The organism is Cupriavidus sp. 01L45 (genome assembly GCF_056399885.1).
The window spans coordinates 169,391-185,140 of record NZ_JBFTSG010000019.1; the positions used below are offsets into that span (position 1 = coordinate 169,391).

Sequence of the window (15,750 nt, forward strand, 5' to 3'; positions counted from 1 at the left end):
GCTCCGATCACCGTCGAACAGACCGGGATCCAACATGGCCTTGATTCAACCGGGTTGCGCTCATTTTTGTAGATATACAATAAAAATGTATATCCAGGAGGGGCAAAGCAAGTAGCCAAATGGGTCGTTCGGAAGCGCTGATGCGTAGCAAGCCGGTCATCAGCGTGCAGGTACTGAATGAAGTCACGAATGTCTGCCTACGCAAGCTAGGCATGGACTGGGATGAGGTGGGGCAGTTCCTGGATGTGGTGAAGAGCTTGTGCCACGTGATGCCCCTGACCGTGGAGGTGCACGAGCTGGCGCTGCGCGTGGCCGAGCGTCAGGGTCTGGCGTTCTACGACGCCCGCAACGTGGCCGCTGCCTCGATCGAGGGGTGCCAGACGCTATATTCCGAGGATATGCACCATGGTTCGATCCTTGAGGACAGTCTGACGTTGAGAAACCCGTTCGCATGAGCGTTGCGCGGCATGTGCGAATGCCTGTCGGCTCCAAGGGAGCCTTCAGCTATCAGGGTAGGATCGTCTGTTCTTTTGTCGGGGGCAACCGCATCCCTGTGCACGGCTCCTTCACGCGTCTCGTCCGAGACGCTTCCCATACGCTGTCCACGCGGTATCGATCCGCCCCACGGCACTAGCGCGGCCTGCCGCGAGCGCTCTTCCTCGAACTCCCGGCGCGAGGCGGCTCTTTAATTCCCGCCAAGGCACCGCCGACGTTCATCTGCTCCATCCACGACAAGGCATCGACATACGACAGAAACTGGCGGAGATAGCCTGGCGACAGTTCGTGCATCAGTGAGAGGGATCGATGCACCAGGCGGTTCGAGTTGAGCGGGCCGGCATTGTCGGGCACCTGCTCCAGCGACTGCCGCAATTGCCGGTCGGTACTGACCCTGGACCAGGTCTCCCTGAAGTAATCGAGCACCGCCGGTTCGGGATAGGAGACGCTGCGGGGCGTGGCGTGAATTGCTGCGGGGATGCCGCGATCCGCCGGCGCATGGCTGGCGATGTATTCGATCAGTCCGGCAAGCGCCCCGCGAGCCGGCTCGCATGGTGATGCCGCGTTGCCCGCATCGCCGGCCTTGCTTGCGGTGCTTTCAAGATCGTCGGCATAGGCCTTGAGCAGTTTGGACAGCCTGTCGTCCAGGATGCGTCGCGCATCGCCGCCATGGCCGGCCGACCGCCGCGCCAGCGCCTCGATGAAACGGAAGCGGACAGGATCCAGGCGGTCGGCGCCTCGCTCGCGCCATGCGTCGAGCATTGCCTGGGCGTCGCGCGTCCCGCCGTCGTGTGTCCCGCCACTACCCACGGCGCTTCACCGTTGCGGTGGATGGTCTGGCGATCGGCGCTATTTCCACGCGCCGGTTCTTGGCCCGTCCCTGGTCGTCGGCATTCGAGGTCACGGGCTGTTCGGAGCCGAACGCGGCCGCGAATACCGAGGAGGATGGGATGCCTGCATCGATCAACGCACGGGTTACCGTCAATGCGCGCTGCGCTGACAGCTCCCAGTTGTCGGCAAAGCGGCGGTTGGCTTCCCGCACCTGCTGGTCGTCGGTAAAGCCGCTCACCATCAGGATCTCCTCGCGGGCCTGCAGGTAAGCAGACAGGGGCGCGGCCAGGCTCTTCAGCACTTCCCGGCCTTCAGGCTGCAACTGATCGGAGTTGAGGGCAAACAATACGCTGCCGCTGATGCCGATGCGTCCGTTGACGAGCGTCACCCGGCCAGCCGCCAGCGGCACCGCCAGCGCCTTCTCCAGGGCCTCGCGGCGATGCGTCTCCTCCTGCCGTTGCCTGACCTCCTCTTCCAGCTTGGTCGAGAGTTCGAGCTGCACACCGATGACGCCCACCAGGATCAGGACGAAGGCGCCCAGCAGCACCGACATCAGGTCGCCGAAGACGGCCCATATCGGCGCTGTCGGCTCCACGCCGGCGTCGAGGTCCTCGCTCATGCCGCTTCGGCGCCGGCGAGCGCCCCCTGGCCGGCGAGCTGTTGCAGGTTTTCGACGATCTGCTTCTGCGACATCATGCTCAGGTCGATGACTTCCCTGGCCTGTGCCACGTAATACGCAAGCTGTTCGTCACTACGCACGACGGACTTGTCCAGCGCGGCTTCGATGCGCTGCAGGTGGGCCACCAGCTTGTCGTTCGACTCGCCGAACAACTGCACGGCCATACCGAATGCTTCGCCCAGACTTGCCACCTCGACGGCACTGCCGGTGACTTGTGCCGCGACGGCTTCCAGCTTCCCGGTTTCAGCCTCGACCTTGTCGGTGAACCGGGTGCCGACACGGTCCAGCAGATCCGCCGTCGTGCCGACCAGCGCGTCGACAGCCGTGCGCTGTTCGGTGGAGGCATGATTTACGGCACCGAGCAGGGTTGCCAGCGTTTCCAGCAGGCGACCGCGCTCTTCCAGCATGGTGTTGTCGCGGACCATGCTGTCGGAGAGCTTCTGGCGCAGTTCGCCGATGACGTCGGCCGCGGCCTTGGGGGCTTCCGAAGCGGCTTGCACGAGCCGGGAGATTTCGGCAATGGTGTCGCTGGCGTTCGCCTGCGTCTGGGCCGAGATGTCGCGCGCGGTCTGCGCCAGCGTGTCGCAGATTTCCTGCTGCCGGCTCGCGTTGTGCGTGCCCGCCAGCTCCCACTCCTTGTGCAGCGTGGCAGCCACCGCACCGAGCGTCTCGGTCCAGGCCGCCAGCCGCTGCTGGTCCCGCGATGCCAGTTCCGCCTGCAGGTCCGCGTGCGACTGGCCCACCGCGCGCACCAGCGACGCCGAGTGCTGCTCGAGGGTAGCCGCGGCCGCCGCCAGCGCGTGTTGGTTGTCGCCCGCCAGTTTTTCGCTGATGCGTTCGTGCTGGGAGAGCGCGTTGCGCCATGCTTCCGACACGCTGCCCGTTGCGGCTTCCAGGCGCGCGGAGACGCCTTCCAGCAGCTTGGGGGCCGCGGACGCGGCTTGCACGAGGCGGTCGATTTCGGTGAGCGTGCTGTTGGCGTGTGCGTGCGTTTGAGCCGAGATGTCGCGCGCGGTTTGCGCCAGCGTGTCGCAAATCTCCTGCTGCCGGCTCGCGTTGTGCGTGCCCGCCTGCTCCCACTCGCGGCGCAGCGCAGCGGCCATCGAACCGAGCGTTTCGGTCCAGGCCGCCAGCCGCTGCTGGTCCCGCGCTGCCAGTTCCGCCTGCAAGTCCACATGCGACTGGTTCACCGTGTGCAGCAGTGAAGCCGAGTGCTGCTCGATGGTCGCCGCGGCGGCCGCCAGGGCCTGTTGATTGTTGTCCGCCAGTTTCTCGCTGACGCGCTCGTGCTGGGCCAGCGCGTTGCTCCACGCTTCCGACACGCCGCCCGTCGCGGCTTCCAGGCGCGCGGAGACGCTTTCCAGCAGCTTGGGGGCCGCGGACGCGGCTTGCACGAGCCGGTCGATTTCGGCGACCGTGTTGCTGGCGTGCGCTTGCGTCTGGGCCGAGATGTCGCGCACGGTTTGCGCCAGCGTGTCGCAGATTTCCTGCTGCCGGCTCGCGTTGTGCGCGCCCGCCTGCTCCCACTCGTGGCGCAACGTAGCGGCCATCGAGCCGAGCGTTTCGGCCCAGGCCGCCAGCCGCTGCTGGTCCCGCGATGCCAGTTCCGCCTGCAGGTCCGCGTGCGACTGGCCCACCGTGCGCACCAGCGACGCCGATTGCTGTTCCAAGGTCGCCGCGGCCGCCGCCAGGGCGCTTTGATTGTCGCCCGCCAGTTTCCCGCTGATGTGCTCGTGCCGGGACAGCGCGCTGTTCCACGCTTCCGACATGCTGCCCGCCGTGGCTTCCAGGCGGGTGGAGACGCCTTCCAGCAGGCCCGCCGAGCGTTGCTCAAAGGTGCCGGCGAACTGATCGAGCGCGGTGCGCAAGTCCTGCGTCAGCGCCTCGCTCGATCGCTGGTGCCCCGCCAGCGCCTTGTTCCAGATGTCCGCCACGGTAGTGGTCGCGGACTCGAACCCGGCCGACAGCCCGTCGAGCTGCCGCTGCACGGCTTGCGTGACGGTGTCGTTCAACGAGGCCGTCTCCCGCGCGATGCTCGACATCAAAGCTTCCACGGCCGGCTGAAGCGCCGCACCGGCGGCGCGGGAGCTCTCGGCGATGCTTTCCTTCATGGACTGCTCCACCGAGGAAGCCAGGCGGGTGTACGCGGCCTCGGTCTTGCCGTGAAAGGCGTCCTGGCTGGCGATCTGCCGCTCGTGCAAGGTTTGGCTGTGCTGCTCCATGGCCGCCATCATGGCCTGCAGCCGGTCGACCAGGCTGGGCATTGCCTCGGCCTGCCGCTGCAGGAGCTTGAAGGATTCCTCGCGCTGATGGGTCAGCGAGTAGACGCGCAATGTCGTCGCGATCTTCTCGTCCAGCATCTGCGCCGCCTGGAGCCGCTCGCGCCGGCTCAGCGTGGACAGCAGCCCCAGCATGGCGGATGTGGCCACGCCCGCGATCGAGGTGCCGAATGCAAATCCCAGACCCTTGACCGGCGCGGCCAGCGAAGCGCGGATGGCCTGCAAGTCCGTTGCGCTTTCCAGCGCCATCCCGGTGCCCCTCAGGGTGACCACCATGCCCAGGAAAGTGCCGAGCATGCCCAGCAGCACCAGCAAGCCCACAAGATACGGCGTCAGCGCCGGCCCCGGCAGGCCCACGCGCTCACCCTCGATGCGCAGGCGCGTCGCATTGCGCAGGCTGGGATGCAATTGCTCCAGCCATGCAGCCAGCCTGGCTGGAGGCTCGGACAGGCCGGCCACGGCCCGCGCCAGGGTGGAAGTGGCCTGGTGGTAGCGTCGCAGTTCAAGCGCGCCTGCCAGGTAGCAGGCGCCGACCAGCATCGTGACGGCCAGCGCCAAGGTGTTCGAGCCGGCGTAGCCGGCGCCGATCCAGCACACGACGGCCAGACCCACCACAAAGACGGCGAAATTAAGAAGATATCTGGACATGGCGTCCTGGTTAGCTTGAGCGAAGGGCCGCAAGAAGCCCTTCGACCGGTTGAAAACGAATGTCCAGTTCGGCAAGCAACACGCTCCGCATGTCCTTGCGGAACACATCCAGCCATGCGCCGGGCGTGACCGCCGCGGGCTCTCCCGGGACCTGGGCGTCGGCCAACGCCGCCTGCCCGGCCTGGCGCAAACGCTCGAAGTGCCCTTCGAGCAGCGCGGGCACGGCGGCAAGCAGACTCCGCTCGCGCGCGCTCAGTGCCCGCTCCATGGCGGCATCCAGCACCGCAAGCCGGGACATGGCGGGCGTACTGGCGGCCAGCATCGCCCGCAGGCGGCCGCGCAGATTGCCGATGCCCGTTTCCATCGCCTGCTGCAGAGAGAGGTAACGCTGACGATAAACCGCGTAATCCACTACCGCATCCACCGCATCCGCCTGCGCGGGCGGCTGCGCTTGTCCGCGCCGCCTGGCGGGGGCGAGTGCGCTGTCGCCGGCGATGGCATCCGCCAACGCGGTTCGGACACGTGCGCAATCGCGCTCCTCGGCGCTGCCGAAGGCTCGCGCGCCGGGTGCCACAGCCGGCGGATTGCCGCTCAGGGCCGTGGACAGCTCGATGGCGTCGGCCCAGCCGAGCCATTGGCTCAGCCGGTCCGAGAGCGATTGTCTGGATTCGGGAACATCGACGTCCGTCAGGCGTGCAAGCAAACGAATGAGCGTCGGGCCGCTGAAACTTGTGCGCTGTGACACTTGCACCATACCGGCGGAGTCAAAAACCCGCTAGTTTACACGCCGGCGGCAGCTGAACCCACTTCCTTTCGCATTGAAGCGCTAACAAGCAGCCAGAGCCACATGGTGTCATCGGCAATCGCGAAGCGAACCGGGTCAGGCTCCACACGCTCGATGGCATGATCGCCCGTTTGCGGGCCAGGCTTTGCGAACGCAATACCATGGAAACTTTCGCTTGTCAGGGGTTGCCGAGCAGGGGTGATTAGTCCATAATGCAGTCCATTGATTCGGCGGGAGGCTGAAAAATTCCTTAAGAATCAATGGGTTATGGCGACAATACCGGTCTCGTATCCCGCTCCGTTGCATCAGGCAAAAGAGCAAGTCGTTGCAGTTTGCGATCAGTAACTGCCCATGTGGCTCAGTGGTAGAGCACTCCCTTGGTAAGGGAGAGGTCGGCAGTTCGATCCTGYCCATGGGCACCATCCGTTTTCATTCCCCGAATTCACTCCCCGCGGCTAGCGGCCATCGTACAGGCCGCTCTAGTCAGGTTCACTCCATCGGTCAGTTCCCGCGCCGCATTCCGTCGTGCCAGGCCCTACTGACGCATTCCCCCGAACATGAAGCTGGACACCGTGATGCCGCCGGCGAAGTTGTCCTCGTGATAGACCCGTGTGGCTGTGTCGTCTTCGGCCGCGCCGACCGCCACCATTAGCGGCAGCAGATGCTCTTCCCGCGGATGTGCCTGGCGAGCCGCGGGCGCGTTCTCCCAGGCCGTCAGCGCCGCGGCGCGTTGTTCCGGGGTTGTTGCCGTGAGTGCTTGCTGAAGCCATGCATCGAATGCTGCCGACGCCTCCTTCCCCGCGGGGCCGAACGCGCGCAGGTTGTGGTAGCTCWGCCCGCTGCCGACGATAAGGATGCCCTCGCGCCGCAGCGGCGCCAGCGCCCGCCCGAGCGCCAGGTGCGCGAGCGGGTCGAGCCCGCGCTTGAGCGAGAGTTGCACGGTCGGCATCTCCGCGCCGGGATAGATGACGGCCATCGGCGCATACATGCCGTGGTCAAAGCCGCGCAGCGGATCGAGCCGGGCGGCAATGCCCGCACTTTCCAGCAGGCCGAGTACGCGCCCGGCGAGTTGCGGCGCGCCTGGTGCCGCGTACCGGATCTGGTAGGTGTAGTCCGGGAAGCCGTAGTAGTCATAGATCATGGGCGGGTTCGGATTGGCCATGATCGTGAAGTCCGGCTCTTCCCAGTGCGCCGAAATCATCAGTACTGCCTTGGGCGCCGCGCCCGCCAATTGCGGCATCTGCTGCAGGGCGGTCTTGAGTCTGTCGTAACGGCCACCCATTTGTTCTTCCATCCAGGGCCAGGGCCCGCCRCCGTGCGAGATGAAAAATGTGGGAAGTGCTGGCGTTGTCATCTTGGCTCTCCTGGTGACTCAGCGGCGCCGCTCGGCAACGTAGCCAAGCAGGCCGGACAGTTCGCGCGCGGCGCGCTTGACCTCGCGTTCGACGCGCTCGCGCAGCGTGGTATCCCGCTCGAAGCGGAGTTCCGGGCCGGCCACGCTGATGGCGGCAACGGTGGCGCCGCTGGCATCGAATACCGGCGCCGCGCAGGAGTCGATGCCGGCCTCGAACGCGGAGAAGCTCCATGCGCAACCGCGCTCGCGGTCGGCGGCAAGGATGTCGCCCAGCCGCGCGTAGGTGGCCGGGCTCTGCCCGGTGACGATGGCCAGCGGTTCTTCACCCAGGCGCTCGCGCAGTGCATCTTCCGGCAGGCCGGCGATCAGCATGCGCCCCGGCGTGGTGAGGTGGGCCGGCACCCGGCTGCCGACCTGGATGTTGCTGACCAGCGTGGTCTGCGGCATGTCGCGCAACAGGTAAAGCACGTCACCGCCATCCAGCACGCCAAGGTATGCCGACAGTTGCAGCGACTGGCTTAGTCCCGCCAGCACACTGCGCGCGAACACGGTGAGGTCCTTGGACGCCAGCACCTTGGCCGCCAGCTTGACGAGATCGAAGCCGGCCTGGTGGCCGCCCTGCGGCAGCCGCTCCACCATGCCCTCGTGCTCCAGCGTGGCAAGCAGGCGCATCACCGTTACGCGGTTCACGTCGATGCGCCGGCCCACCTCGCTCAGGTTGGCGGTGGACCCGCCCTCGGCAATAAAGCGCAGCAGCCGCAGGGCGCGGATCACCGGGCTGACCAGTTGCGTCTTGTCGTCATCGCCGCCATCGGCGGCCTCGTTTGCGGCGGGTGCGGGCTGGCTCAGCTTGGGGTTCTTGCTCATCGGTTCCGGTTGGGCGGGGTGGCGGTGTACCGCACGGCTTAGTTGAGCGGCACCTGCCAGGCGTTGTAATCGTACACCCAGTCCGCATTGCCGCCTTCCTTGAGCCAGGCGTTGCTGCGCGAGCCGATCTGGATGCGGCTGGTGCGCTCGTGGCGCGCGGCCTGGTAGCGCGCGAGCGCGGCCGGGATGTCCTTGCCGTCGGCCTCGACCAGGCAGCGGGCCAGTACCACGCCGTCCTCGATGGCCATGCCGGCGCCTTGCGCCATGAAGGGCATCATCGGGTGGCAGGCGTCGCCCAGCAGCGTGACCGTGCCGGCGGACCAGGCGGGCAGCGGGTCGCGCACGTACAGCGCGGAGATCAGCACGTCGTCGCAGGCATCGAGCAGCGCGCGGGCTTCGGCATGGAAGCCCGCATAGGCCTCGCGCACGTCTTCCACGCGGCCCGGCGTGGTCCAGGATTCGTTGCGCCAGGCTTCCTGCGCCACCGTGGCGAAGACAAAGATCTCGCGGCCGCGGTTGAGCGGGAAGGTCACGATCTGCGAGGTTGCCTCGGGGCCCCACCACTTGGTAAAGGCTTGCAGGTTCGGCACGGAGGCAAGGCGCTCGGCCGGCACCACCGCGCGGTAGGCCACCACGCCGGTGAAGACCGGATGCTCCGGCCCGAACAGCGACGTGCGCACCGCCGAATGGATGCCGTCGGCGCCGATCAGCACATCCACGTCTTCCTGCGTGCCGTCGGCGAAGCGCAAGGTTGCGCCGGCCTCATGCCGTTCGAGTCCCGTCGCCTTCTTGCCGAGCCTGACGCATGCAGCGGGCAGGGCGCGCTCCAGCGCGGTCATCAGGTCGCCGCGGTGCATGGTGAGCTGCGGCGCGCCATAGCGGATCTCCGCCTCGTCGGACATGGCCAGGCGCGAGGTTTCCTCGCCGGTATTCCACGCCCGGCTGATGCGGTGGGTAGGCCGCGCGGCGGTCTCGCGCAGCGCTTCGCCCACGCCCAGGCCATCCAGCGCGCGCACCGCGTTGGGCGTGAGGTTGATGTCCGCGCCGACCCGCGCAAAGCGCGCGGCCTGCTCGAACACCACGACATCCTGCCCGAGCTTGCGCAGCGCAATCGCCGCGGCGAGGCCGCCGATGCCGGCGCCGTTGATGCCAATTTTCCTTGAAGCCATGGTGCTTGTTCCTTTGGGGTCGCCTTGGTATGTACCCGGGGGGTGCGCCTCGCTGCATAGCGGCTGCGCTTGCCGGTAGATATGTTCAAATATGAACGTAATGTTCATAAAAGAATATAAAGGCGGCAAGGGGATGTCAACCCGAGGGTTTACGCGGGGGCGAACGAAGGAAGAGACCGCATTGCGGCCTCAAGGGAAGGAGAAAACCTGCGGGTGCGTGGGTCCGCCTGAAGGCGGCGGGTGCGCGAGTTCAACCCACGAGGTTGAACTGCGCAGTCTCTTTGCGTGCCGGCGCGGCGTGCCTTCTTTTGGGGGGCTAGTATTCCCGCAATATCCAACCACTGATAAACGCAAAATACTCGCGCAACCAGGCGTTGTATCGCAAATAGAGTGGCGTAGCGGCCCCTGCGCCTGACACGGTCCGGAACCCGGCCTTATGCGCAATCCGCTTCGCGCGTATCAGGTGAAAATCACTGGTCACCAGCACTAGCGGGTCGCCGGCGCTCACGCCTTGTTGCTCCAGCAACCGGCGGCTGAAGAGCAGGTTTTCCTCCGTGCTGGTACTCCGGTCTTCCCGGATCAGGCGGTCCGGCGCCAGGCCATGCGTGGTCAGGTAGTCCGCCATGACATCCGCCTCGCTGCACCGCAGTCCGAAGTCCTGGCCGCCGCTCACCACCACTCGCGCCGCTGGCCATTGCCGTGCCAGCGCCAGGCCTTCGTCCAGCCGCGCAGCCAGGGTAGGCGATGCGGCGCAATGTGGTGTGCCAGAGCCCAGTATGAGGATGGCTTTGGGGGGCGATCCCGCGTCCGTGGATTCGGAAATGCCGGCGCTTATGAAATAGAAGAACATCCCCAATGTCACCAGCCACGCGGCAAACGCCGCCCGGCCTATCCCCCAGATCCATCGGCGCCGCCGGCTGGCCGTGCGCCATTGCGCCACTGTCTCCCAGCGCCATGACAGCATGAGAAAGGCCGCGCCGATCGCCAGAGGCAGGACGACACCGAAGTTGAACAGTCCCATCAGCATCAGCGCGAAGGCATCGCCAATCATCAGTGCGCCAGGTAGTGCAAGGCAGGTGCGCCGCCAGGCAGCGCTAGTCGACAATGTTGCGCGTGTCACTTTCATCCAGGCAAATGGTTAGTTGCATGCCTTCTTTGTTGAAGGCGCAATGGGGCAGGGGCGCGTGCAGGGCGTTGGCGAGCGGGATCCCTGCGAAGATCAGAATCAACGACCCGGCGGCCGCTAGCCGCACCAGCACCCTCGCTTGCGATGTCTTGGCACAGTGCCAGTCACTGGTTTCCTTCCGGGGTCCCGCTCACATCGCCTCGCGCCTGGCCCTCGCCCAGCGAACGCAGGAACGCCGGCACCTTGGCGCTGCTGGTGAGCTGTACGCGGGTGATGAGTTCGTAGTCCACACGGCTCATGCCGTAAGTCTGGGCGATATCGTGCTGCAGACGGTGCCAGAGGTGGCAGGTCATCTGGGCATCGGCCATCGCACGGTGGGCACGCCCGGACTTCGGCAATCGCAGCATGTCGACCAGCGTCGACAACCTGTGGTTTTGCGCGTGCGGGTAGACGCGCCGCGAAACGAGCATGGTGCAGGCGAAGGACTGATCGGACGACATGCCCAGGTGCGCAAGCTCGGCTTGCCAAAACCTCCGGTCGAAACCCGCGTTGTGGGCCACCACGGGATGCTTGCCGACGAACTGGGCCGCTTCTCGCATCACCTTCGACGCGGCAGGTGCCGATGCAATCATGTCGTTCGTGATGCCGGTGAGGTTCACGACCTGCGAGGGGATGCGCCTGCCCGCGTTCATCAAACTTTGATAGCGGTCGACGATTTGCCCGTCACGCAACAGAATGACAGCAATCTCGGTAGCCCGGTCGCCTTGATTGGGTGACAGTCCCGTCGTCTCAAAATCCAGAACCGCAATGGTCTGCATACTGTTTCTCTTGATCTTTGTTAGTTCATTGCCCGTCCAGGCCACTAGCTCAGGACGACTGTGTCAGCGTCGCGGGCGCGGGCTTTGCCGCCCGCCGCCGCGCGCGCGCCGCCAGTCCGCTGCCGAGCGCCCAGCGCAAGGTGGGGGCCAGCACTCGCATGCCGGCCAGCGAAACCGGCCGGCGGATCGCGGTGGCGCCATGCAGGCCAAGCTCGCGCTGGGCCCAGTGCGGCAGCAGTGCAATGCCCGCGTCGGCCATGATGCGTACAGCCGGCACCAGCAGCGGGCTGGCCACCGGCATGGCCATCACCAGCCTTACCACTTCGCGGCTGCGCTCGCTCACGACCAGTTGCGGGCGCATGCGCTCCAGGTAAGCGGCGATGGCTGCCGTGCTGCGGGGTATTTCGGTAGCGCCCAGCAGTTCGGCGATACGTGCCTCTTCCTCGTAATAGCGGTCCTGCTCGGCAAGCGAGAGCGGGCCGACATAGCGCAGGTATGCGGTCAGGAAGCTCGACACCTCGGCCACATGGACCCAGGTCAGCAGCGCCGGATCGTCCGCCGCGTAGGGCCGTCCGTCCGGGGCGGTGCCCTTGACCGCGGCGTGAATGCGCCTGACGCGGTCAATGAGCGCCAGCGCATCGGCGCGGCTGCCGTAGGTGGTGCCGGCGATGAACTGCGCGGTGCGTCCCAGCCGGCCCTGCATATCGGTGCGGAAGGTGGAGTGATCCCACACGCCGGCCAGCGCCAGCGGATGCATGGTCTGCATCAGCAGGGCGCTGACGCCGCCCGCCAGCATCGCCGGAAAATCGGCGTGCACCCGCCAGCAGACCGCGTCCGGGCCGAACAGGCCGGGGTCGCCGGGCGGGTTGTCATAGTCGAGGCTGAGGCCGGAGTTGCTCCGGGTCAGACCCCTCACCTGCGCGCCCGCCCGGGCGCGCAGGCGGTCGAGCAGCCGCCGGTGAGGGCCGCCGGGCGGGGACATGGAGGGGGGAATGCCGGGGGGATGGCCTTGCGAGCCGCTCATAAAAGCCTGGTGATTGCGTGTCGATTCGACCCTAATGATGACACACGGCTCAGTAGTAATGCAGGTCCGTCGCCTTGCCCCAGAAAACACGGTAGGCGTAGAGCGTGTAACCCAGGATGGTGGGCAGCACGACCGCCGCGCCGGCCAGGATGACGCCGAGCGATTCCGGTGCGCTCGCAGCTTGCCAGATATCGATCTTGTCCACCACCAGATAGGGGAAGATGCTGTACGCCAGGCCGTTGAACGCCATCAGGAAGATTACCGCGGTGCCGGCGAACGGCACCCAGCACCAGCGGTCGTTGCCGCGGTCGTGCATGGCCGGCATGCGCCGCAGCAGGCGGTCGATGATGACGAACAGTGCCACCGTGACCAGCGGGATCGGCGCCAGCAGGATGATGTTGGGCAGCGAGAACCATTTGTCGAAGATGCGCTGGCTCACCATCGGCGTGACCAGCGAGATCGCCGCCACGCCGATGCCGGTCAGCCACAGGCTGCGGCGCGCCCAGTACATGGCGCGCCGCTGCAGGCTGCCGCTGGTCTTCATGATCAGCCAGCCCGCGCCCAGCAGGCAGTAGCCCGCCACCAGGCACAGCCCCACCACCACCGCGAAGGCAATGTCGAGCCAGCCGTACTGGAAGCCGGTGATATAGAGGCCGAGCATCAGGCCTTGCGAGAAGGCAGCCAGCAGCGAACCCGCGTAGAACGCGCGGTTCCACCACGGCTTATGGTGGGCGCGCGCCTTCACGCGGAAGTCGAACGCCACGCCGCGGATGATCAGCCCCGCCAGCATCAGCGCCACCGGCAGGTAGAGCTGGGTCAGGATCGCGCCGTGGGCGATGGGGAACGCCGTGAGCAGCAGGCCTACGCCGAGCACCAGCCAGGTTTCGTTGGCGTCCCAGAAGGGGCCGATCGAGGCGATCATGGTGTCCTTGTCGGCATCGTCCGCGCGGCGCAGCAGCACGCCAACGCCCAGGTCGTAGCCGTCCAGGATCACGTAGATCAGCATCGAGAGGCCCATCAGGGCCAGGAATACCAGCGGCATCCAGCCGGCGGGTTGGGTCAGGTCGTTCATTCTGCGCTCCGCAATTCGCCAGGCACCACGGCTTGAAGGGGTTCGATCCCGGGCTTGCCTGCATTGGCGTCGGTCCCCGCTTTGCGGGCCAGGTAGAAGACCACCGAGATATAGGCGGCGATCAGGGCCAGGTAGAGCGCGAGATACATCGCCAGCGTGGCGCCGATCATGGCTGCCGGCACCTTGGAGGCCGCCTGCGCGGTGGTCAGCACGCCGTACACCAGGTAAGGCTGGCGGCCGATCTCGGTGACGTACCAGCCGGCCACCAGGGCCACCCAGCCGGAGAAGGTCATGGCCACCAGCGCCCGCGCCATCCACGGCGCGGGCTGGCCGCCACGGCGCAGTTGCCACGCCGCCACCCACGACACCGCCAGCATCAGCAGGCCCACGCCCACCATGATGCGGAAGGCGAAGAATAGCGGCGCCACCGGCGGATGCCTGTCGCCAAAGGCGTCGATGCCTTTGACCTCGCCATCCGCGCTATGGGTCAGGTAGATCGAAGCCAGCTTGGGAATGGCGATCTCGAAATCGTTGTTCCGCGTGGTTGCATTGGGCAGGCCGAACAGCACGGCCGGCGCGCCTTTCTCGGTTTTCCAGATGCCTTCCATAGCGGCGATCTTGGCTGGCTGGTGGTGCAAGGTGTTAAGTCCATGCAGGTCGCCCGCCACGATCTGCAGCGGGATCAGCACCGCAGCGATGGTCACGCCGGTGCGCAGCGACGACAGCACATCCGGCGCGCGGTCGCCGCGCAGCCAGCGGTAGGCCGAGATGCCAGCCAGCAGGAAAGCCACGGTCAGGCCCGAGGCCAGCAGCATATGGACGAAACGGTAAGGGAAGGACGGGTTGAAGATCACCGCCAGCCAGCTCGTCACGTGGGCGCGGCCATCGATCATCTCGAAGCCCGCCGGGGTTTGCATCCACGAGTTCAGCGCCAGGATCCAGAAGGCCGACAAGGTGGTGCCGCCCGCCACCAGCAGCGTGGCGATGGTATGCGTGCGGTTGCTGACGCGGCGCATGCCGAACAGCATGATGCCGAGGAAGGTGGCCTCCAGAAAGAATGCCGTCAGCACCTCATAGGCCAGCAGCGGCCCGGCCACATTGCCCACGGTTTCCATATAGCCCGGCCAGTTGGTGCCGAACTGGAAACTCATGGTGATGCCGCTGACCACCCCCAGCGCAAAGGTCAGGGCGAAGATCTTCACCCAGAAGCGGTAGGCGGCCATCCAGCGGTCGTCGCCGGTCTTGTTGAAGCGCAGCTTGAAGAACAGCAGCACCCAGGTCAGGGCGATGCTGATGGTGGGAAACAGGATATGGAAAGTGATGTTGGCGGCAAACTGCACGCGCGCCAGCACCACCGGGTCGAGCGACGAGAACATGGAACTACTCCTTCCGGGTGCGGGTCGGCTTGGCCTTCACGACGCTGGCTGGGGCGGTATCGGCGCGAGGCTTGCCGCCGAGGGCGATGCTGAATTTTTCTTTCGCTTCCAGCAACTTGTTGACCTTGGAGCCGAGCTTCATCAGCTTTTCCAGCGTGGCCACGTCGAGCTTCTGGATATCGCCGAACCAGCTCGTTACCAGCAGGATCAGCTGGTACATCTCCTTCATTCGCTCCTGCGCATGGCGGTCGTTGGGGTCGGACGGGGTTTCCAGCTGGACTTCGCGCAGCATCGACAGGGTCGGATCGATCTCGCGCCGGCGGCGTTCCTCGGCCAGCGTGCGGAAGATGGCCCAGACATCGTCAGGCGCCGAGAAATACTCGCGGCGATCTCCTGGCTGATGCGACAGTTTCACCAGGTTCCACGACTCCAGCTCCTTCAGGCCGATGCTGACATTGGAGCGCGAAAAGCCCAGCGCTTCGGCGATCTCGTCGGCATTGAGCGGGCGGGAGGCGGTGAACAGCAGGGCGTAGATCTGTCCGACTGTACGGTTGATACCCCAGCGGCTGCCCATTTCGCCGAAATGGAGCACGAAGCGCTGGATCAGGGGCGAGAGATGCATGCTTGTCTGTTTTGAATTTTTAGAAAGTTTTGAAAGTTTAGTATGAAACGGGAGAACGTGGCCGGGTTCTAGGGGTGCGGCAAGGTGTCGCTGCCCAGACTTGGGGTTCGCTGCAAGCGGCTCAAAGCGTGATTGTCTGAGTTCCGTAGCCGGGCTGGCCCCAGGCCACTCAATTCGCTTGAGTGGCTGCGGGAACACTTTACGAATTTCCCAGAAAAAGCTTGCAAGCTTAGTGGGAAACCCTTAGTATTCGGTCCCCCGCAGCAGGAAACACCGCTGCAAACCGAGTGGCAGAAAATGGTTGCGGGGATTAACGAGAGTAATCAGGCGAAGTCAGCGAAGTTTCCGGGAAAAAGAAATTTCGCAAAATGCTTGATTAAGTTTGAAAAGTTCTTCATAATCTCGTTTCTCTGCTGCAGCAAACGCAGCGACGCGGTAAGCAAAGCGAACCGCAACTAGTTCTTTAACAAACAAACAACCGATAAGTGTGGGCGCTTGATAGCGGATGCGGAAGACTTCGGTCTTTTAGCTTACAAGTTATAAAGTGCTCGCACAGTAAAACATGTTGGTTATGTCCGGGGTGCAAATCACGGATGTAGCCAGTCA

At 65.4% G+C, this 15,750-nt stretch carries 14 protein-coding genes and 1 tRNA gene; 2 read left to right on the forward strand and 13 right to left on the reverse strand.

Translation table 11 applies throughout. The annotated features are described in order from the left end of the window. The first annotated feature begins 119 nt into the window (after window positions 1–119). Window positions 120–455, forward strand: coding sequence for a PIN domain-containing protein (locus tag AC1DT6_RS15535; protein ID WP_477114763.1), 336 nt, complete (start codon window positions 120–122; stop codon window positions 453–455). A gap of 175 nt (window positions 456–630) precedes the next feature. Here AC1DT6_RS15535 and AC1DT6_RS15540 read toward each other — a convergent pair whose 3' ends face one another. Genes AC1DT6_RS15540 through AC1DT6_RS15555 form a run of 4 tightly spaced genes read right to left on the reverse strand, consistent with a single transcriptional unit; the run spans window position 631 to window position 5,686 of the window. Next, window positions 631–1,257 (reverse strand): DUF2894 domain-containing protein, encoded by a 627-nt coding sequence (locus AC1DT6_RS15540; protein WP_441633841.1) that lies wholly within the window; start codon window positions 1,255–1,257, stop codon window positions 631–633. Between the two features lie 40 nt (window positions 1,258–1,297). Beyond that, window positions 1,298–1,945, reverse strand: a complete 648-nt coding sequence (locus tag AC1DT6_RS15545; protein WP_441633842.1) for an OmpA family protein — start codon at window positions 1,943–1,945, stop codon at window positions 1,298–1,300. Further along, complete coding sequence (locus AC1DT6_RS15550; protein WP_441633844.1) at window positions 1,942–4,932, reverse strand: DUF802 domain-containing protein; 2,991 nt, start codon at window positions 4,930–4,932, stop codon at window positions 1,942–1,944. The genes AC1DT6_RS15545 and AC1DT6_RS15550 overlap by 4 nt, the downstream gene beginning before the upstream one ends. A 10-nt stretch (window positions 4,933–4,942) precedes the next feature. After that, window positions 4,943–5,686, reverse strand: a complete 744-nt coding sequence (locus tag AC1DT6_RS15555; protein ID WP_441633846.1) for a DUF3348 domain-containing protein — start codon at window positions 5,684–5,686, stop codon at window positions 4,943–4,945. A 377-nt stretch (window positions 5,687–6,063) separates the two neighbouring features. Here AC1DT6_RS15555 and AC1DT6_RS15560 point away from each other — a divergent pair. Next, window positions 6,064–6,138 (forward strand) — tRNA-Thr (locus AC1DT6_RS15560). Window positions 6,139–6,251: 113 nt separating this feature from the next. Here AC1DT6_RS15560 and AC1DT6_RS15565 read toward each other — a convergent pair. The 9 genes from AC1DT6_RS15565 to AC1DT6_RS15605 all read right to left on the reverse strand — a co-directional run bounded on the left by AC1DT6_RS15565 (window position 6,252) and on the right by AC1DT6_RS15605 (window position 15,144). Beyond that, a complete protein-coding gene (locus AC1DT6_RS15565; RefSeq protein ID WP_477114764.1) occupies window positions 6,252–7,070 on the reverse strand; it encodes a DODA-type extradiol aromatic ring-opening family dioxygenase in 819 nt (272 codons plus the stop codon). An 18-nt stretch (window positions 7,071–7,088) separates the two neighbouring features. After that, window positions 7,089–7,937 (reverse strand): IclR family transcriptional regulator, encoded by an 849-nt coding sequence (locus tag AC1DT6_RS15570; protein ID WP_441633850.1) that lies wholly within the window; start codon window positions 7,935–7,937, stop codon window positions 7,089–7,091. A 38-nt stretch (window positions 7,938–7,975) separates the two neighbouring features. Then, window positions 7,976–9,106, reverse strand: a complete 1,131-nt coding sequence (locus AC1DT6_RS15575; protein WP_441633852.1) for an FAD-dependent monooxygenase — start codon at window positions 9,104–9,106, stop codon at window positions 7,976–7,978. Between the two features lie 316 nt (window positions 9,107–9,422). Then, window positions 9,423–10,157, reverse strand: coding sequence for a YdcF family protein (locus AC1DT6_RS15580; protein ID WP_441633854.1), 735 nt, complete (start codon window positions 10,155–10,157; stop codon window positions 9,423–9,425). A 239-nt stretch (window positions 10,158–10,396) separates the two neighbouring features. Continuing rightward, window positions 10,397–11,050 carry a 3'-5' exonuclease gene (locus AC1DT6_RS15585; RefSeq protein WP_441633856.1) on the reverse strand — a complete coding sequence of 218 codons (654 nt, stop codon included), beginning with the start codon at window positions 11,048–11,050 and terminating at the stop codon, window positions 10,397–10,399. Between the two features lie 49 nt (window positions 11,051–11,099). Next, a complete protein-coding gene (locus AC1DT6_RS15590; RefSeq protein WP_441633872.1) occupies window positions 11,100–12,032 on the reverse strand; it encodes an oxygenase MpaB family protein in 933 nt (310 codons plus the stop codon). A 91-nt stretch (window positions 12,033–12,123) separates the two neighbouring features. Next, window positions 12,124–13,146, reverse strand: a complete 1,023-nt coding sequence (locus AC1DT6_RS15595; RefSeq protein ID WP_441633858.1) for a cytochrome d ubiquinol oxidase subunit II — start codon at window positions 13,144–13,146, stop codon at window positions 12,124–12,126. Then, window positions 13,143–14,522: a cytochrome ubiquinol oxidase subunit I gene (locus AC1DT6_RS15600; RefSeq protein ID WP_441633860.1), complete on the reverse strand. Its 1,380-nt coding sequence runs from the start codon at window positions 14,520–14,522 to the stop codon at window positions 13,143–13,145. The genes AC1DT6_RS15595 and AC1DT6_RS15600 overlap by 4 nt, the downstream gene beginning before the upstream one ends. 4 nt (window positions 14,523–14,526) lie before the next feature. Further along, window positions 14,527–15,144 (reverse strand): GbsR/MarR family transcriptional regulator, encoded by a 618-nt coding sequence (locus AC1DT6_RS15605; protein ID WP_441633862.1) that lies wholly within the window; start codon window positions 15,142–15,144, stop codon window positions 14,527–14,529. Window positions 15,145–15,750: the final 606 nt, after the last annotated feature.

Bases quoted from the DNA above. Each gene is read 5' to 3' on its own strand.
- AC1DT6_RS15570 (WP_441633850.1), bottom strand. From the start codon at position 7,937: ATGAGCAAGAACCCCAAGCTGAGCCAGCCCGCACCCGCCGCAAACGAG.
- AC1DT6_RS15590 (WP_441633872.1), bottom strand. From the start codon at position 12,032: ATGTCCCCGCCCGGCGGCCCTCACCGGCGGCTGCTCGACCGCCTGCGC.
- AC1DT6_RS15535 (WP_477114763.1), top strand. From the start codon at position 120: ATGGGTCGTTCGGAAGCGCTGATGCGTAGCAAGCCGGTCATCAGCGTG.
- AC1DT6_RS15540 (WP_441633841.1), bottom strand. From the start codon at position 1,257: ATGCTCGACGCATGGCGCGAGCGAGGCGCCGACCGCCTGGATCCTGTC.
- AC1DT6_RS15580 (WP_441633854.1), bottom strand. From the start codon at position 10,157: ATGATTGGCGATGCCTTCGCGCTGATGCTGATGGGACTGTTCAACTTC.
- AC1DT6_RS15550 (WP_441633844.1), bottom strand. From the start codon at position 4,932: ATGTCCAGATATCTTCTTAATTTCGCCGTCTTTGTGGTGGGTCTGGCC.
- AC1DT6_RS15585 (WP_441633856.1), bottom strand. From the start codon at position 11,050: ATGCAGACCATTGCGGTTCTGGATTTTGAGACGACGGGACTGTCACCC.
- AC1DT6_RS15555 (WP_441633846.1), bottom strand. From the start codon at position 5,686: ATGGTGCAAGTGTCACAGCGCACAAGTTTCAGCGGCCCGACGCTCATT.
- AC1DT6_RS15595 (WP_441633858.1), bottom strand. From the start codon at position 13,146: ATGAACGACCTGACCCAACCCGCCGGCTGGATGCCGCTGGTATTCCTG.
- AC1DT6_RS15600 (WP_441633860.1), bottom strand. From the start codon at position 14,522: ATGTTCTCGTCGCTCGACCCGGTGGTGCTGGCGCGCGTGCAGTTTGCC.
- AC1DT6_RS15605 (WP_441633862.1), bottom strand. From the start codon at position 15,144: ATGCATCTCTCGCCCCTGATCCAGCGCTTCGTGCTCCATTTCGGCGAA.
- AC1DT6_RS15545 (WP_441633842.1), bottom strand. From the start codon at position 1,945: ATGAGCGAGGACCTCGACGCCGGCGTGGAGCCGACAGCGCCGATATGG.
- AC1DT6_RS15575 (WP_441633852.1), bottom strand. From the start codon at position 9,106: ATGGCTTCAAGGAAAATTGGCATCAACGGCGCCGGCATCGGCGGCCTC.